Consider the following 18,513-nt stretch of genomic DNA (forward strand, 5'->3'; position numbering starts at 1 on the left):
TCAAGTCCTCAGTTCATTGTGAAAAATCTTGCCGTCCTTCATGACCAGCGGGATGCGTTCCCCCTGGCCCAGCAGGCAGGCGACGTCCTGGTATGGGTTGCCGTCGACCACCAGCACATCGGCCAGCGCGCCCGGCACCAGCCGGCCGAGCCGGTCTTCCATGCGCAGCACCTCGGCCGCGATGGTGGTGGCGCTCTGGATCACCTCGTAGGGGGACAGCACCTGGGTGCGGATGCGGAATTCGTCGCTCTGCAGGCGCTGCGACGGCCCCAGCAGGTCGGAGCCGAAACCCATCTTCACGCCGGCGTGCTTGTAGATTTCCAGCGAATGCAGGCCGGCGGTGCGCACGGTGGCGATCTTGGCCACGCTGTCCGGCGGCAGTCCGTATTCGGCGCCCTCGTTGGCCAGCGCCTCGTAGGTGACCAGCGTGGGCACCACATAGGCGCCCTTCTGCGCCATGAAGGCCGCCACGCGCTCGTCGACCAGGTTGCCGTGCTCGATGGTGCGCACGCCCAGCCGGACGGCGCGCTCGATGGCGTCGGCCGTATACGAGTGCGCCATTACGTAGGTCTGGCGGCCGGCCGCCTCCTCGACGATGACGCGGATCTCGTCCTCGGAATAGCCGAACGAGGCGATCGGGTCAGTGGGCGAAGCCACGCCGCCCGATGCCATGATCTTGATCTGGTCGGCGCCCATCTGCAGTTCCTGCCGCACCGCCTTGCGCACGTCCTCGACGCCGTCGGCCACCCGGCCGATGTAGCCGGCGCGGAAACAGCAGCCGCACAGCTCCATCGAGGGCAAATGGTCCGAGCGCGGGCGCGGGTCGCCGTGCCCGCCGGTCTGGCTGAGCGCATGGCCCGAGATGAACAGGCGCGGCCCCGCCACCACGCCCTCTTCCACCGCGCACTTCAGGCCCCAGCCCGCGCCGCCGGCGTCGCGCACGGTGGTGAAGCCACGCCGCAGCATGCCGGCCATGATGGGCACCGCCCGCATCATGACCAGCGCGTCCGGCAACACCCCCTGCGTGCTGAGATTGAGCTGGGTCGCCATGACGTGCGCATGCAGGTCGATCAGGCCCGGCATGAGCGTCTTGCCAGCCACGTCGATGACCTGCGCCGACGCGGCCTGCAACGGCCGGTCGGAGACCTCCTTGACCCGGCCGTCCTCGACCAGCACGTGGAAACCTTCCTGCAGCTCGGGGTTGGCGGGATCGAGCAGCGTGGCGTTCTTGAACAGGACCGCGGTCATCGGAAAATCTCCATGAAGAGAGTGTCAGGCACCCATCGTCTTGACATAGCGGCGATGGATCATCCAGTTCGACAGCAATGCCATGATCAGCGTGACGCAGACCAGCACCAGGGCCAGCGCCGCGCCGAACGGCCAGTTCGAGGCGCGCGCGATCTGGTCGTAGAGGGCCGGCGCCATCATGGTGAGCCCGGTGCCGCCCAGCAGCACCGGGGTGGCATAGGCGTTCATGCAGAGAATGAACACCAGCAGGGTGCCGGCCGCCACGCCGGGCGCGGCGATCGGCAGCACGATGCGGCGGAACGTGGTGAGGAAATCGGCGCCGAGGTTCTGGGCCGCCTCCTCGACCGAGAAATCCATGCCCTCCAGCACGCTCTGCAGGGTCAGGATCATGTACGGCATCACCACCGCGGTCATGCCGATCACCACCGCGGTGGGCGTGTACATGAGCTGCACCGGCTGGTCGACCCAGCCCAGGCCCACCAGCACCGCATTGACCACGCCGGCGTTGCCCAGCGCCACCATCCAGCCGGCCGCGCGCACCACGTTGCCGACCATCAGCGGGAACACCAGCAGGATGATGAACAGGCTCTTGTAGCGGCTCTGCGTCTTGGCCAGGAAGTAGGCGACCGGAAAGCCCAGCACCAGCGCCAGCAGCGTGCACAGGCCCGCCACCCACAAGGTGGTGAAGAGCACGTCGCGGTAGTAGGGGTCGGACAGGAACCGGACGTAGTTCTCCAGCGACAGCCCGGTCTGCATCATTTCGACTGGGTCGAAATGGTTGAAGCTGTAGCGGAACAGCTGCAGGATCGGCACCATGATGATCAGCAGCACCACCAGCGACGCGGGAAACGCCAGCGTCGCGCCAAACAGCCCGCCGCGCCGCCCGTCACGGGAAACCGGATTCATCGCGGCGTCCCTCATTGCGAGAACAGCACGCAATCCGCCGGCGCGAAGCACGCGTGGACGCGCGCGCCCTGCTCCAGCGGCACGTCGCGCGCGGCGCCGTTGACCACGCGGCTGCTGATGGCCTCGCCGCTGTCGAGCCGCACCCGGACTTCCAGCATGGAGCCCAGATAGACGGTGGATTCGATCGTGCCGGCCAGCGCGTTGGCGGCCGTCGCGTCGCGCGCCAGGCGCACGCGCTCGGGCCGCACGCCAAGGTGCCGCGCGCCGTCGCCCACGCCTTCGGCCAGGATCTCGTCGCCCTGCTCGGTGCGGAAGCGGCCGCCGCCCGCCGGCCCGCCGCGGAAGAAATTCATCTTGCCCAGGAAGTCGGCCACGAACAGATTGGCTGGCTTGGCATAGAGCTCTTCGGGCGCACCCAGCTGCTGCACCTTGCCGTCGTGCATGATGGCCATGCGGTCGGCCATCGCCAGGGCCTCCTCCTGGTCGTGGGTGACGAAGATGGTGGTCAGCCCCAGGCGCTGCTGCAGGGCGCGGATCTCCTCGCGCACCTCCAGGCGCAGCTTGGCATCCAGGTTCGACAACGGCTCGTCGAGCAGGAACACCTTGGGTTCGATCGCCAGGGCGCGGGCAATGGCCACGCGCTGCTGCTGCCCGCCCGACAACTGGCGCGGATAACGGTCGCGCAGCTCGGTCATGCGCACCATGTCCAGCACGCGGCGGATGCGGCCGTCGCGTTCGGCGGCCGGGACTTTGTGCATCTCCAGCCCGAACGACACATTCTCGGCCACCGTCATGTGCGGAAACAGCGCATAGCGCTGGAACACCATGCCGGTGCCGCGGCGATGCACCGGCAGCGCCGTCACATCGGTATCGCCGATGCGGATGGCGCCGGCCGTCGGCATGATGAAGCCGGCGATCATGCGCAGCGTGGTGGTCTTGCCGCATCCGCTGGGCCCCAGGAACGCGACCAGCTCGCCGTCGGCGATCTCGAGCGAGAAATCCGCCACCGCCACCGACGCCCCGAATTGCTTCTTCAGCTTTTCCAGTACGACCTTGGCCATTTTCTACACCACCTGACTGAGTTTGACGTAGCGGTCGGTCACCAGCATGATCAGCCCCAGCAGCAGGATCTGCACCGACGACACCGCGGCAATGGTTGGATCCAGCGTGAACTCCAGGTACTGCATGATGGCGATGGGCAGCGTCGTGCTGCCCGGCCCCACCAGCGACAACGACAGTTCCAGGTTCTCGAACGACACGATGAAGCTGAACAACGCCGCGGCCACGATGGCGGGCCGCAGCATCGGCAGCGTGACGCGCAGGAACGCCTGCCGGCCGTTGGCGCCCAGGTTGCGCGCGGCCTCTTCGATGCTCGGGTCCAGCCCCTGCATGCTGGCGGAGACCAGCCGCACCGTCCAGGGGATGGTCAGGCAGACGTGCGCGATCACCAGCCCGCCGTACGTGCCCACGATATCGGTGTCCAGCAGGTTCTCGGCGCGCAGGTAGAACAGGTAGATCGCGATGCCGGCCACGATGCCGGGGATCAGCAGCGGCGACAGCAGCAAGGTGTTGACCCACTGCCGGCCGGCATAGCGGTAGCGGATGATGCCCAGCGCCGCGACCACGCCCATGGCCACGCCGCAGCAGGCGGCCAGCAGGGCCACCTGCAGGCTGAAGATGAAGCCGTCGGCGAAGTCCTGGTTCTCCCAGGCCTTCACATACCATGACAGGGTATAGCCCGAGGGCGGGAAATAAAGAATGGCGTCTTCGAAGAAGCTCAGCCACACCACGAAGAACAGCGGGCACAGCATGAAGCCATACATCAGCAGCACGAACAGCCGGTGCAGCCAGCGTGCCAGCGGCCAGCGGCGCGCCCGGACGGGGGACTGGCGGATGCCCGCAACGCCCGGGCCAATGGAGTGGCTTGCCAAGTTGATTTCCTCGTGTCGGTCGTGCCTGCCGGCGGGTCCGCGCCCGGGGCAACCGAAATACTAAGGAAGATGCAACCCGCTTTGAATTGTGGTTAACCTTTAAGGGTTTACCCTGTTATTTGGTGCAACCCGCCAGTTGCACCTCCGCGCTCGGCGGGCTGGCCTCGCGGCCGCCCGCCTGGATGGCGCTGGCCATGGTGGCGCCCAGCAAGGCGATCGCGCGTTGCTGGGCCTGCACCAGCGGCGCCACGCCCGCGCCGGCGCCCGCGGGGACGGTCACGATGCTGCGGCACGCCAGGGTACTGGCGCCCGCCAGGTGCAAGGGCCGCACGCGCCAGGTGGCGTCGATGCGGGCCGGCCCGCCCTCGATCATGTCGAACCGCTGGACGTCCGCCTGCACGCGCCAGACCGGCGCGCCTTCGGCCGGCTTGATGGTGCGCACGTCCAGCGTGCCCAGGCTGCGCGTCAGCGTATCGGACAAGGCCGCGCCAATTTCGTCGGCCAGCGGCGCGCTCCAGCGGTCGGAATACAGCGGTGTCAGCGATCCGGCGTCGTTGCGCAGCATGATCTGCGGCTGGTCCGCCTGCATGGGCACGGAGACGGGCGCCACCTCGATCAGGTAATTGGCATGCCGGGTGCTGGCCGCCGCGTCGAGCGGCGCCTGCAGCGTGTGGTACCGGGCCGGTGGCGAGCCGCCGCAGCCCGCCAGCGCCGCGCCGAGCGCCAGTGAGGACAGGAGAAGCGGGAGGCGTCGTGTGGGCATGGATCAGTTCCTGGTAGTGCCGATGACCGGATCGTCCGCACGGCCGCGGATCAGCGCTTCGGGATTGGCCTGCAGGTAGTCGGCCAGCGCGCGCAGCGAGCGCGCCGCGCGGCCCAGCTCCTGCATGGCGCTCTCGGCGTTGACCGGCAAGGCGGCGTCGTGGGCCAGCAGCGCGTTGATGTTGTCCAGCGACTTGCGCGCCGCGCGCAGGGTTTCCCGCGCCTCGGGCGCCACCGTCTTGTCCAGGTTGGCCATCAGGCGCGAGGTGCTGGACAGCGTGGTGCGCAGGTCGCGTCCGATCTGGTCGAACGGGATCTTGTCGATCTTGTCGACGATGTTGGTGATCTGCTGCTGCAGTTGCTCGAGATTGCCCGGGATGGTCGGGATCATGATCGGATCCGACATGTGGAATTCGACCGGCTCGGCTTTCGGGAAGTGCTCGAGCACGATGTAGAGCTGGCCGGTCAGCAAGTTGGAGGTGCGCAGCTGGGCGCGCAGGCCGTACTTGATCATCGCGCCCAGCAGGCGTCCGCCGGCCGGATCGCCGGCCTCTTCGGAACGTTCCCGCACCCGGTCATAGACGGGCCCCAGCCGTTCGGGATACAGCACGGCATCGACCATCGCATAGAAGCGCTTCTTGTCGTTGTCGAAGTCGATCGAGATGCGCGAGACCTCGCCCAGCGCGATGCCCTGGAAGTCGATCGTGGCGCCCACCGCCAGCCCGCGCACGGACTGGTCGAAGCGCATGCGGATCGGGAACGGCTCGCCGCCCGGGTTGGCCTTGGCTTCGGTCTCGCTCGGATAGAGCTGGAATTCGCTGCGGGCGGCCGCCGGGTCATTGTCGTTGAGGTTGACGGGCGCGAACGCCACCCCGCCCAGGGCCAGCGACACCAGCGACTGGGTATGCAGCTTCAGCCCGCTGCCGTCGACCGACAGGTCGATGCCGCTGGCATTCCAGAAGCGCGCGCCCTCGGTGACGAACTTGTCATTGGGCGCGTCGATGAAGACCTCGACATTGACCGCCTCGCCGCTCTGGTCGAGCTCGTAGCCGATGACCCGCCCCACCGTGATGCGGCGGAAATACACCGGCGAGCCGATGTCCAGCGACCCCAGGTCGTGGGCCTTGAGGGTGAACCGCTTGCCGTCGCGGTCGTGCGTGACGGGCGGCGGCGTTTCCAGCCCCTGGAACTCGAACTTGGTGGCGGTCGTGGTGGCGCCCGCCCCGTCGGGCGCGTCCACGCCGATGTAGGCCCCCGACAACAGCGTGCCCAGGCCGGACACGCCGCTCAGGCCCAGGCGCGGGCGCACCACCCAGAAATTGGTGCCGTCGGCCGCCAGCCCGGCGGCCTCTTTGGCCAGCCGGGCCCGCACCAGCACCTTGGAGCGGTCCTCATTGAAATTGATGTTCTCGACCATGCCGACCACGACGTCCTTGTAGCGGACCTGCGTCTTGCCGACTTCCAGGCCTTCGGCCGTATTGAAGGATATGGTCACTTCGGGGCCGGCCTGGACCCAGGTGCGCACCACCAGCGACAGGCCGGCCAGCGCGGCCACCACGGGCACCAGCCAGATCCAGGAAATGCGTCGCTGTTTCTTGCGGTTCACTTCCGGAGCATCGATGCCCTGGTCGGGCGGCGGAGTCTGCTCGGCCATATGGGGTGGTCCTTAGTGTTCTTGTGGGGCGGCGCGCGGCCGAGGCGCGGCATCGCGGCGGCCCGCACGGGGCGCCGCCGCGTCATCCTTCGATTCGAGATCCCAGGCCTGGCGCGGATCGAAGCTCATGGCCGCCAGCATGGTCAGGATGACCACCATGCCGAAGGCGCCCGCCGCCGGCCCGGCGGAAATTTCCATCAGCGCGCCGAAGTGGGCCAGCGCCGACAACAATATCACCACGAAGACGTCCAGCATCGACCACTGGCCGATGAACTCGATCATCTCGTACATGCGGGTACGCTGGCGCAGGTTGAAGCGGCTGCGTCGCTGCAGGGCGATCGCCAGGGCGCCGAGCGCGAGGATCTTGGTCAGCGGCACCACGATGCTGGCCACGAAGACGATCAGGGCGATGTCCCAGGAGCCGGTGCGCCAGAGATCGACCACGCCGCCCAGAATGGTGTGGCCGCTGTCGCCGAAGAACACCGACCGGATATGCATGATGGGCAGCACGTTGGCCGGCACGTACAGCACCGCCGCGGCCAGCAACAAGGCCCAGGTGCGGCCCAGCGAGTTCGGCTTGCGGTAGTGCACGACGGCGTCGCAGCGCACGCAATGGTGCGTCGCGCCCTCGTCGTGTACCGGCAGCGCCTGCACCTGGCCGCACACATGGCAGCCGGTGAGGACCTGGCCAGGCTGGCGCAGCGGCACATGCACCGGCGCCACGCCGTTTTCCTCGGCATAGCGCCATATGGCATGGGGCGACAGGCGATCCAGGATCGTGAGCAGCACCGTCAGCGCGCCGAACGCGTACAAGCCGACGTCCGGCTTGACCGCCGCCATGCCGGCCAGCTTCACCACCGACACCACTACGCCCAACAGGAATACCGGCACCATGCACCACGGCCGCAGCAGGCCCAGCAGGCGCATCGCCGGCCGCAACCCGCGCGGCTCCCGTCCGTGCGCCAGCGGCACCAGGACCCATAGCAGCACGCACAATTGCAGCAGCGGCAGCGCGAACCCGGCCAATCCGGTCATGATGGCCGCCGCCGCATAGCCCTGCTGCCAGGTCATGCCGACGGCATCGAGCAGCGAGGCGCGGCTGGTCATGCCCTGCACCGACATACTGATGACGGGATACGCGTTGGCCGCGATGAACACGATCAGCGCGGCCAGCGCAAGCGCCAGCCACGCCGACAGGTTCAGGCGGCTATAGCGCCACAGGACCGTGCCGCAGCGGGCGCAGGAAGCCGTCTCCCCAGGCTGCAATTCGTGCCGGCGGAACACACTGGCGCAGTGCTCGCACGAAATCAGGGGCTGAGGACTCAAGATCAATCGACCAGTTCGACTTCCTGTTTGTCGGGTGCGCCGGAGCCGGACGACTTGCCGGGGCCATCGAACGTGAGACTGACCTTGCCGGCCTCGTCGAGGTCGACCGTGACCGTCCCGCCGTCCGCCAGCTTGCCGAACAGCAGCTCGTCGGCCAGCGCCCGGCGGATGGTGTCCTGGATGAGGCGCTGCATGGGACGCGCGCCCATGAGGGGATCGAAGCCTTCCTTGGCGAGGTGTTCGCGCAGGGCCTCGGTGAAGACGGCTTCGACGCGGCGCTCGTGCAACTGGTCTTCGAGCTGCATCAGGAACTTGTCGACCACGCGCAGGATGATCTCGCGCGACAGCGGCGCGAACGGGATGATCGCGTCGAGCCGGTTGCGGAACTCGGGCGTGAACATGCGGCGGATCTCGGCCATTTCGTCGCCCACGACGCGGCTGTTGGAAAAGCCGATGGCGGGACGGTTGAGCGTTTCGGCGCCCGCGTTGGTCGTCATGATGATGATGACGTTGCGGAAATCGGCCTTGCGCCCGTTGTTGTCCGTCAGCGTGCCGTGGTCCATGACCTGCAGCAGGATGTTGAACACGTCGGGATGCGCCTTCTCGATTTCATCGAGCAGCAGCACGCAGTGCGGCTGCTTGGTGATGGCCTCGGTCAGCAGCCCGCCCTGGTCGAAACCGACGTAGCCCGGCGGCGCGCCGATCAGGCGCGACACCGCGTGGCGTTCCATGTATTCGGACATGTCGAAGCGCAGCAGCTCGACCCCCATGGTGAACGCCAGCTGGCGCGCCACTTCGGTCTTGCCCACGCCGGTGGGGCCGGAAAACAGGAACGAGCCGATCGGGCGGTCCGGCTTGCCCAGCCCGGAGCGCGCCATCTTGATGGCGGCCGACAGGGCCTCGATGGCATTGTCCTGGCCGAACACGACGGTCTTGAGGTCGCGCTCGAGCGTGGCCAGCTTGCTGCGGTCGTCGTTGGACACCGACTGCGGCGGAATGCGCGCAATCTTGGAGACGATGTTCTCGATGTCGATCTTGCCGATGACCTTCTTCTGGCGCGAACGCGGCAGCAGCCGCTGCGCCGCCCCGGCCTCGTCGATGACGTCGATGGCCTTGTCCGGCAGGTGCCGGTCGTTGATGTAGCGCGCCGACAGCTCGGCGGCGGCGCTCAGGGCGGCGGCCGAATAGCGCACGTTGTGATGCTCTTCGAAGCGGCTCTTCAGGCCGCGCAGAATCTGCACGGTCTGCTCGACGCTGGGCTCGGAGACATCGATTTTCTGGAAGCGCCGCGACAGCGCATGGTCTTTCTCGAACACGCCGCGGAACTCGGTGTAGGTGGTGGCGCCGATGCACTTGAGCTGGCCGGAGGACAGGGCCGGCTTGAGCAGGTTGGACGCATCGAGCGTGCCGCCCGAGGCCGAGCCCGCGCCGATCAGGGTGTGGATCTCGTCGATGAACAGGATGGCATCGGGATTGCCGCGGATCTGCTTGAGCACGCCCTTGAGGCGCTGCTCGAAGTCGCCCCGGTACTTGGTGCCGGCCAGCAACGCGCCCATGTCGAGCGCGTACACGTGCGCGGCCTGCAGGATCTCCGGCACCTCGCCGCGGGTGATGCGCCAGGCCAGGCCCTCGGCGATGGCGGTCTTGCCGACGCCGGCCTCGCCGACCAGCAGCGGATTGTTCTTGCGGCGCCGGCACAGCACCTGGATGACGCGCTCGACCTCGTGCTCGCGGCCGATCAGCGGATCGATGCGGCCGGCCAGCGCGGCGGCGTTGAGGTCGTTGGCGTATTGGTCCAGCGGCGATTGGCGCGCCTCGGCGGATTCCTCCATGCCGGGCTGCTCCTTGGGCGTGGCGGCGGACTCCTCCTGCGGCTGCTTGGTGATGCCATGTGACAGGAAATTGACCACGTCCAGCCGCGTGACGCCCTGCTGTTGCAGGTAGTACACGGCATGGGAGTCCTTCTCGCCGAAAATGGCCACCAGCACGTTGGCGCCGGTGACCGGCTTCTTGCCGGTGCCGCCCGCCGACACGTGCATGATGGCGCGCTGGATCACGCGCTGGAAACCCAGCGTGGGCTGGGTGTCCACCTCGGCGCCTGTAGGTATGACCGGCGTGTTCTCGGACACGAACTGACGCAGATTACGGCGCAAGTCATCCAGATTGGCGGCGCAGGCGCGCAGGACTTCCACGGCCGACGCGTTGTCGAGCAGCGACAAAAGCAGGTGCTCGACGGTAATGAATTCATGCCGGGCCGAACGGGCCTCGACAAAAGCCATGTGCAGGCTGACTTCAGGCTCTTGGGAAATCACGCTTCCTCCGTAACGCATCGAAGCGGTCGAAATACACGATTCATATTCTAAGCCGATCAGGGCGTAACACCAGAGATTTCAAAAACCACACGGTCGTATCGGCCTTGCGCATCCATGGCGGTCAATGTGTACCGTCCATTGTGCACCAAGGCCAATTGCAGCGGCGCGGACGGCTCGCCGCGCTGTTTCACGCGGCCGTCCAGCATCCACCATACTTCTCCGCGCGCACCCTGCACGCTTACATCCAGTACTACTTCCTGCCGGCCCGGCACCGGGCGCAGCACCGAGCCGTCGGCCACGCCCTGCAACCGCAACGGCCCGCGCGCCGCATCGGCATAGCCGGCGAAGGTGGGCGGCACCGTCTGGTCCAGCGCCCACGCCGAGCGGGGCTGCGAACATGGCTGCGCCGGCATGCCACCCTGGCGCCAGCCCTGCGGCCAACAGGCGATCACCGGCTGTACGCTGGCCGGCCGCCGGCGCGGCTGCGGCGTCCCGGCCGGCAGGGTCGCCGCGATGTCGCGCAACAGCGGCGCCGCCACGTTGGCCCCGAAAAAACCCGGATTTGGGGTGCCGTCCGGACGCCCGACCCACACCCCGATGGTCCAGCGGTCGGTCACGCCCAACGCCCAGGCGTCGCGGAAACCGAAGCTGGTGCCGGTCTTCCAGGCCAGCCGGCGCCCCGGCGCGCCATCCTGCCAGAGCGGCCGGTCGGGATGCCCGCCGCCCTCGAGAATGTCGCGCACGATCCAGGCCGCGCCTGCGCTCATCATACGGGACTCGACCCGGGGCTGTCCCGGCGCCAGGCGCGGACGGCCGGCCAGCCCGTCGCGCGCCAGGGCGCGGTAGGCGCCGACCAGTTCTTCCAAGGTGGTGCCGGCCCCGCCCAAAATCAAGCTCAGGTTGGGCGCGGCGCCATCCGGCATGCGCAGGCGCACCCCGCCGGCCAGCATGGCGGCGGAGAAACGCGCCGGCCCGACGCGGTCGAGCAAATCGACCGCCGGCACATTCAACGACCGCTGCAGCGCCTGGGCGACACTGACCGGCCCCGAGAATGCCGCCTGGAAATTGCCCGGCGCGTAACCGCCGAACGACAGCGGCGCGTCCAGCAACAGGCTTTCCGAATGGATCAATCCGTCGTCGAGGGCTTGCGCATACAGGAATGGCTTGAGCGTGGACCCCGGCGAACGCACGCCCCGCACCATGTCCACATGCGCGTAGCGGCTGGCATCGGAAAAATCGGCCGAGCCGGCGTAGGCCTTGATTTCCAGCGTATCGTTGTCCATGGCCAGGGCCGCCATCGACACTTTGGGCGGCAGCCCGTCCACCCGGTCGAGCAGCATGCGCTCGACGGTGGCCTGGATATCGGCGTCCAGGGTCGAGGCCACCACCGCCGGGCGCTTGCCGCGGCGTTGCTGGCCGGCCATCAATCGCTGGGCGGCCAGCGGGGCCAGCCAGCGCGCGCGCAGCGGTGGCGCCATGACCGTCTCCAGCTTGGCGTCGGCGATCGCCGCCGCGCTCCAGCCGCGCGCCGCCATGCGGTCCAGCACCTTGTCGCGGGCGGCCTGGGCGGCCTGCGGATGGCGATCCGGCCGCAGCCGGGACGGCGCCTGCGGCAGCGCCGTGAGCAAGGCGGCCTCGGCGCGGCTGAGGTCGCGGGCCGATTTGCCCAGCCACAGGCGCGCGCCCATTTCCACGCCCTCGACGATACCGCCCATCGGCGCATGCGCCAGATAAAGCCCCAGGATTTCGTCTTTGCTGAAATGCCATTCGAGCTGCACCGCCCTGGCGATCTGCAGCAGTTTCGCGGCCGGCGAACGCGACGGCAGCGCGGCCAGGCCCGGGTCGACCAGCCGGGCCACCTGCATGGTCAGTGTCGAGCCGCCGGAAACGATGCGCCCGTGCGCCAGCCATTGCCAGCCGGCGCGCGCCAGCGCCACGGGATTGAATCCCGGGTGCCAATAGAACCAGCGGTCTTCATAGCCGAGCAAGGCTTCCAGGTAGCGCGGCGCGACCTCGCCCGGCGTGACCGGATAGCGCCATACACCGTCGCGGCTGGGATAGGTGCGCAGCGGCGTGCCGTCGGCGGCCACCACCACCGCGGCCGCGCCGCCGCCCGGGGGCGGCAGCGGATACAGCCAGTCCAGCGCCAGCAGCGCCGCGGCGAGGGCCAGGAAGCCGCCCGCCAGCCTGGCCAGCCGGCGGCGCCCGCGTGCGGCCAGCATCAGGGGCGCGTGCCGCGGTCGCGGATCTCGATCGGGCTCCATTGCTCGCCCACGCCACGCAACTCGGGACGGTACATATCCTCGGCCGCGGCCGACGGCACCGCGTAGCGCCCGGGCGTGACCACGCGCGCCATGTAGAAGATATCGACCGCGCCGCGATTGAGCTCGACCGCCGCCACATAGCGGTCGTCGCGGAACTCCCGGTGCTTGATGGCGGAATTGGCCAGCGCGTCGGCCACGCGCGTGCCGCCGATCTCCCAATCCTGCATGTCGGGGCTTTGCGACAGGTTCAGGTTCTCGACTTCGAAACCGGCGGGCACGCGGTCGACCAGCAGCGCGTCCGGCAGCAACTGGTTGGCCGAAGCGCGCAGCTTCACCACGAGCAGGTCGCCCGTGTGCAGCACGCCGCCGTCCCAGGGCCTGCCGTCGGGCGTGTACCAGCTGCGCTGCAGGCGGATTACGTCGCTGCGCGGCGCCGGCGGTTCGCGCCGCGTGCCCTGCAGGTCGAATTCGGCGAACAGGGGCTGGGTGCCGGTATTGGTCAGCCGCAGGGCCGGCAGGTCCGCGCCGCGCAGCGCCAGCGCGCGATCGGCGGCGCCCTGCAGCGCCTGGACGCCGGCCGCCGTGGCCAGCTCGGCCGACCAGGGCGCCTCGGCATCGCCGCCGGCCGCGCGCGCGGCCAGCACCAGCGCCATCTGTTCTTGCGTGGACAGGTAGGAACGGCCCTGCAGCCGGCCGTCCAGCTGCGCCAGCAGGGCTTCCCTGCCCTCGTCCAGCAACCCGTACTGCGCGGCCAAAGCGTAGCTCAGCGCGTAGTCGCGCACCGCGCTGCCGTAGTCGCCCAGCCAGTCGTCGCCATAACCGGCCCGCCCATCGTGCCGGCGGAAGCCGTAGGCCCGCTGCGCCGCCAGGCCGGCGGCCTGCTCCATGCGCCCCGCGTCGCCCATGAGCTGGAACGCCGCGGCGAGCTGGATCAGCGGCAGCGGCGACAGCGCGCGTTCCTGGTAGCGGTCGAGCAATTGCCGCACGGTGGACAGCGGCGCCTGGCGGTCACGCGCCAGCGCCAGGGCCGCGGCGGCGTAGCCCGCGAAGCGCCGATGGTCGTTGCGCAGCGTATCGATATCGTCGCTGGCGATGCGCCCATTCTGCAGGCCGCGCCGCAACCGGTCGGGCCAGGTGCCGAAGCTGCCGGCGCTTTGCTGCAATTGCTCCAGCAGCCATTGGCGCGGACGCGCCAGCGCCGCTTCCGGCACGCTGAAGTCATGGTCGCGCGCGTCCTGCATGAAACCGACCGCATACGCCGTCAGCCAGACATCGCGCGCCGACGCATCGCCCCACAGCGAATAGGCGCCCGCGGCATTGCGCATGCCGGCCAGGCGGGACAGCGCGCCGGCCACTTTCCCGGCCCGTTCCTCGCGGCTATGCGCCGGCAGGCCGAAGCGCTTGCCGTCTTCGTCGCTCACCAGCACCCATGGCAGGGCCGCGCTGATGGTCTGCTCGGTGCAGCCGTACGGATAACCGAGCAGGCGCTCCACCAGCCGCGCGACGTTGATGGGCGGACGATTCGACAGGCTCAGGCTGGCCGTGACCGAATCGGGGTAGTAGCCCGCCAGCGCGTCCGCCCCCGGCGCGAAGCTCTCGCCCGGCGCCAGCCGCAGGCGCCGCACCCGGCTCTCGGCGGCGTGGGCGGGTTGCACTTGCAGGACCGCCTCGCGCACGATGTGCACGGGCTTGGGCCCGCCCGCGCCGTCGACCTGCAGCCGCAATTGCCCCAGCCCGTAGGAGCCGGTGGTAGTGGCGGTGAAGCGCAGAGTGGCGCGCTGCCGGTGCTTGAGCGTGAGCGTGCGGGCGCCGTCGGCGATCGCCAGCGGGTCGAGCGCGCGCAAGTCGACCTTGACCTGCTGGGTGGCGCCGCTCAGGTTCGTGACATCCAGCGCCACGGCGGCCTGGTCGCCCGGCGTCACGAAACGCGGCATGCTGAGCTCGGCCACGATCGGCGCCGCCACCACCATCTCGGCCTCGGCGCTGCCGTATTGCTCGCCGGTGAACGCGACCGCCATCAGCCGCAGCGTGCCGTTGAAGTCCGGCAGGTCCAGCGCGATCTCGGCCTCGCCCCGCTCGTCCAGCGCGACCGGGCCGGAGAACAGGTCCACCAGCTTGACCTTCTTCGGCAGGCTGCGGCTGTCGCCGCGCAGCGCCGCGTCGCCGCCCCATTTCAGCCGCCCGCGGGTGCCGTCCATTTGCTCGATCAGCTTGCCGTACATGTCGCGCAGTTCAGCGGCATAGCGATGCTTGCCAAAGAAGAAATCGAGCGGATCGGGCGTCGCGTACTGGTTGATGTTGAGGATGCCCACGTCGACCGCCGACAGCGTCACGGTGGCGCGCCGGCCCTGCGCGCCGTCCACCTTGACCCGCACGGTCGAGCGCGCCTCGGGCTCGACCTTGGCGGGCGCCGCGATGGCGACGCCGAGCCGGCGCTCGTCGCTGGCGATGGGCAGGAATGTCAGCCCCAGCGCACGGGCCGGCGTAATGCGGTCGCCGGCGCTGCCCGGCCGGAACACCACCGCCGATACGTACAGATCGTGACGCTTCCATGCGGGATCGAGCGCGATCTCGACCGGCGTGCCCGAGGCCTGGACCGGCACCCAGCGCGACCACAGCATGCGGTCCGCCTCGACCGTGATGAGCGCCTGCCCATCGTGCGGCGGCGTGACCGTCAGCTTCACCGTATCGCCGGGCCGGGCCGGCACGCCTTCCAGTTTCATCTGCACCCGATCGGGGCGGTTGCCTACCGCCTCGGCGTCCTGCGCGCCCCAACCCGCATAGAAGCGGTAGCGCAATACCTGGCCGGTCTGCGGATCGGCGATCTCCAGGCGATAGCGGCCCCAGTCCACCGGCAAGGCCAGCGGCGTGCGATCCGGCAGCGCGATCTGGCGCGACTCGACCAGTTCCTCGGTCTCGGTGTAGCCGCTGTTCCAGCCGCGCTGATCGTCATAACGCCAGTAATAGTTCCGGTGCTCGCGATACAGGCGCAACTGCGCCTGCTCCAGCGGCGCCACCTTGCCGGCGGCGTCCACCCGCACGGCTTCGAAGCCGGCCGGCGCGCCTTCCCGCGCCACGTCATCCTCGAACAGGGGACGCACGGCGATAAGCCGGTCGGCCGGCCACACGGAACGCTCCAGGGAGCGCACCACCGGCCGGCCGCCGGATTCCAGCAGGCTGGCCGACAGCCGCACGCGCAGCGGCGAATGCGCCGCGCCGCCCTGCGGATCGATCTGCAGCGCGGCGCGCCCCTCTTCGTCCAGCGTGGATTCGGGGAGTTCTTCGTAGTGCCGCAGCGCATCGTCAGCCACGTCGCCGAAGATGAAGCCAGGCCATTGCTGCGCCAGGGCATAGCGCTCGCGCTTGACCTGGAAGCTGGCCAGCAGGCGATTGCCGGCGGCCGGCGCGCCATACAGGTAATCCCCCTGCACGGCCACTTGCCAGGTTTCGTCGGGCGCCAGCACCGCCTGGCTGGAGTCGAGCCGCAGCTTCATCCGCTCGGGCAGGAATTCCTCGACCTGGAACCACCACGCGGCGTCGGGCGCCCGGGCCGCGGGATCGACCCGCAGCTCGAGCAGCCACTTGCCGGTCTGCGCATCCACCGGCAGCTCGATGGCGTGTTCCACATAGCCGGCCACCTGCGCGGCGGGCTGCCAGAGCTCGCTGCGCACCACGCGGCCGTCCGGCCGCTTCAGGGTCGCGGTCAGCGGCGCGGGCGGCAGCAGGCGGCCATCGGGATCGCGCGGCAGCACCGAGACCCGGAAGGTTTCTCCCGGCCGGTACAGATCGCGGCCGGCATACACGAACAGGTTGGTATTGCGCGCGGGATGGCCGCCGATGTCGTATTCCGACAGGTCCAGTGCCGGCTCGCCCAGCGCCAGCACCGTCAGCTCGCGTCCGCGCACGGCGCGCACCAGGCGCGCATCGGCATGCGCTCCCTCGAAGCGGGCGTGGCCGGACGCGTCGACCGGCGCGCGGGCCAGGACCTTGCCGTTGCCGTCGATCAGTTCGACATCCGCGTCGCCGATGGGCTCGCCGCGGGTCAGCGACACCGCATAGGCCTCGATGCGATCGGGATAGCGGCGCGTGTGCAGGCCGATGTCGCTGACGTAGAAGTACGTCACCTGGTACTCATAGCGGAACCGCCCGGGCTCGCTCATCACCGCCACGTAGATGCCCGGCTGCTGCAGCTCGGCGATGGTTTCGACCGGCAGGAAGGTCACGTGGCGCCGGTTGGGCTTGTCGTCGGTCAGGAAGCGGCCCTGATAGACGCTGGTGGTCAACTGGTGCAGGCGGTCGAGGTCCCAGTTGCTGACCGAGCCCTTGAGGCTGCGGTTGTCGGCATAGCGCCAGGCATCGTCCTCGTCGTCGGCCTCGTCGCTGTCCTCGCCGCCGGCGCCCCGGCCGTAGCCGAGCACATCGTCGAAGAATTCCGGCATGCGCTCCGGGGCCACGCGCAGGAACTGCACGTCGACCTCCGGCATGTTGACCGTGGCCACCGGCAGCCCGCCATTCTGGCCCGCCGGCAGCACCACGCCCCGGCTGGCGAAATAAAACGAAGGCGGCATGGCGTCGGTCTGCACGGCGCACTGCATGTCCGCGCCCAGCGTCGCCCCGCCCTGCGCCGGCAGCGCGGCGCGCAACTGCACCGCGTAGTTGCGCTGCGGCTGCACGTACGGGAAATAAGCCATGCGCGGGTTGTCGCCGACCACCCAGCCGCCTTGGACCGGCTTGCCCTGCGGCGCGGCCGTGCCCGCCTGGCGCGCCACCGGCGCATTGGCGGCGGCCGGGGCCGGCGGGCCGTCCGACGGGGCGACCGCCGCGCCGGTATCGAGCACGCTGAGATAAGAATCCAGGCCGGCCTTGCGGTCGACCGGCTGGCTGAATGTAACGGCCAGTGCCAGGCTGTCGTTGTATTGCCGCGCCTGGCAGTCGACGGCGCTGAAAGGATCGGGCTGGCCCACGGTCGCGGCGGGCAGCGGCGGCGCCGTCCGCGCCGCCGGCGCGGCGGCCGGCTCGGGGGCTCGCGCCGCCGGCGGCGCCGCACCCGGCACGCCGCCGCGTCCGGCCCACCAGCCCAGGCCTACCGCGATGGCGAGCGCCACCGCCGCGATTCCGACCGCCCCACCCCTGTCACTCATGGCTTGCCCCTGTACAGCCAGTTATGGGCGCCTCGCGCCCGATCGACGGGCCGGTTGGTCGCCCGGCCCGCCGCAGATATTAGCGCGCGGTGATGCTGTCCCGGCCGCCGGCTAAACGGGCTCCATGACGCATTGCAGCGGATGCTGGCGCGCCCGCGCGTACTGCGCCACTTGCGCGATGCGCGTGGCCGCCACGTCGCGCGGGTACACCCCACAGGTGCCGCGACCTTCGTGATGGACTTGCAACATGATGCGCGTGGCATCTTCCTGGTTCTTGCCGAAGAACTTCTGCAATACCTTCACCACGAACTCCATCGGGGTGTAGTCGTCATTGAGCAGCACTACCTGGTACATGGGCGGCGGCGCCGTGCGGGCCGGGGCCTTCTCCACGGTCAGGTCGTGCTGGGTATCCACGGTCGAACTCATAGGGCGGCTATTCTATTGAAACAGGGACAGGCATTGCCCGGACTTACCCAAAATTACACGCAGAAATGCGTAGTTTCCATACTTGACGCCGGAAAGAAAAGCAGAGCATTATCCACGCATTCGGGGGCCCTCGTCTGCATCAGGGGCGTCCGGAAGCCGGAAGGTCGCCGGTCCAGGCCGGACTGCCTTCTGTCAACATACGATTCAATGAGGCAGTCCGCATGTCTGATACGACCGCAACCGCCGTCCAAGGGGACAATCCCAAATCGACGGGTACCGTCAAATGGTTCAACGATGCGAAGGGGTTCGGCTTCATTACGCCCGATGACGGCGGTGAAGATCTGTTCGCGCATTTCTCGTCCATTCAGATGAACGGGTTCAAGACCCTGAAAGAAGGCCAGAAGGTGGCTTTCGAGATCATTCAAGGCCCTAAAGGCAAACAGGCGCTGAACATCACGTCGGCCTGACGCCCAGTATCTGTATCGCGCCGCCCGCGTGCCGGACGCCTCCGGTTGCGGGCGGCGTTTTTGCCCGGGCGGGGCA

Annotated in this window: 12 protein-coding genes; 1 reads left to right on the forward strand and 11 read right to left on the reverse strand. The window is 68.9% G+C overall.

Annotated features, from left to right (window positions below; translation table 11 throughout):
- The 11 genes from CAL24_RS12860 to clpS all read right to left on the reverse strand — a co-directional run bounded on the left by CAL24_RS12860 (position 1) and on the right by clpS (position 17,970).
- Positions 1-1,248, reverse strand: coding sequence for a metal-dependent hydrolase family protein (locus CAL24_RS12860; RefSeq protein WP_094806899.1), 1,248 nt, complete (start codon positions 1,246-1,248; stop codon positions 1-3).
- 24 nt (positions 1,249-1,272) lie between these two features.
- Positions 1,273-2,154 carry an ABC transporter permease gene (locus CAL24_RS12865; protein WP_028355833.1) on the reverse strand — a complete coding sequence of 294 codons (882 nt, stop codon included), beginning with the start codon at positions 2,152-2,154 and terminating at the stop codon, positions 1,273-1,275.
- 11 nt (positions 2,155-2,165) lie between these two features.
- Positions 2,166-3,215 (reverse strand): ABC transporter ATP-binding protein, encoded by a 1,050-nt coding sequence (locus CAL24_RS12870; RefSeq protein ID WP_028355832.1) that lies wholly within the window; start codon positions 3,213-3,215, stop codon positions 2,166-2,168.
- Between the two features lie 3 nt (positions 3,216-3,218).
- Complete coding sequence (locus CAL24_RS12875; RefSeq protein ID WP_094807266.1) at positions 3,219-3,977, reverse strand: ABC transporter permease; 759 nt, start codon at positions 3,975-3,977, stop codon at positions 3,219-3,221.
- Positions 3,978-4,200: 223 nt separating this feature from the next.
- The gene (locus CAL24_RS12880) at positions 4,201-4,848 is read right to left on the reverse strand and encodes a PqiC family protein (RefSeq protein WP_028355830.1); all 648 of its coding nucleotides are present in this window, start codon (positions 4,846-4,848) and stop codon (positions 4,201-4,203) included.
- A 3-nt stretch (positions 4,849-4,851) separates the two neighbouring features.
- On the reverse strand, positions 4,852-6,501 hold the full coding sequence (locus CAL24_RS12885; RefSeq protein ID WP_094806900.1) for an intermembrane transport protein PqiB: 1,650 nt from the start codon (positions 6,499-6,501) through the stop codon (positions 4,852-4,854).
- Between the two features lie 12 nt (positions 6,502-6,513).
- Complete coding sequence (locus CAL24_RS12890; protein WP_094806901.1) at positions 6,514-7,827, reverse strand: paraquat-inducible protein A; 1,314 nt, start codon at positions 7,825-7,827, stop codon at positions 6,514-6,516.
- Positions 7,828-7,829: 2 nt separating this feature from the next.
- Positions 7,830-10,157, reverse strand: coding sequence for an ATP-dependent Clp protease ATP-binding subunit ClpA (gene clpA, locus CAL24_RS12895; RefSeq protein ID WP_094806902.1), 2,328 nt, complete (start codon positions 10,155-10,157; stop codon positions 7,830-7,832).
- Between the two features lie 38 nt (positions 10,158-10,195).
- Entirely contained in the window at positions 10,196-12,361 is a 2,166-nt protein-coding gene (gene pbpC, locus CAL24_RS12900) for a penicillin-binding protein 1C (protein ID WP_094807267.1), read from the reverse strand.
- Positions 12,361-17,544 (reverse strand): alpha-2-macroglobulin family protein, encoded by a 5,184-nt coding sequence (locus CAL24_RS12905; RefSeq protein WP_094806903.1) that lies wholly within the window; start codon positions 17,542-17,544, stop codon positions 12,361-12,363. The genes pbpC and CAL24_RS12905 overlap by 1 nt, the downstream gene beginning before the upstream one ends.
- A 111-nt stretch (positions 17,545-17,655) precedes the next feature.
- Positions 17,656-17,970, reverse strand: coding sequence for an ATP-dependent Clp protease adapter ClpS (gene clpS, locus CAL24_RS12910; RefSeq protein WP_028355825.1), 315 nt, complete (start codon positions 17,968-17,970; stop codon positions 17,656-17,658).
- A 221-nt stretch (positions 17,971-18,191) separates the two neighbouring features.
- Here clpS and CAL24_RS12915 point away from each other — a divergent pair, with 221 nt between their 5' ends.
- Positions 18,192-18,437 (forward strand): cold-shock protein, encoded by a 246-nt coding sequence (locus tag CAL24_RS12915; protein ID WP_012249572.1) that lies wholly within the window; start codon positions 18,192-18,194, stop codon positions 18,435-18,437.
- The last annotated feature ends 76 nt before the right edge of the window (positions 18,438-18,513 follow it).

Origin of the sequence: Bordetella genomosp. 2 (assembly GCF_002261345.1) — a bacterium.
Taxonomy (GTDB): Bacteria; Pseudomonadota; Gammaproteobacteria; order Burkholderiales; family Burkholderiaceae_B; genus Bordetella_A.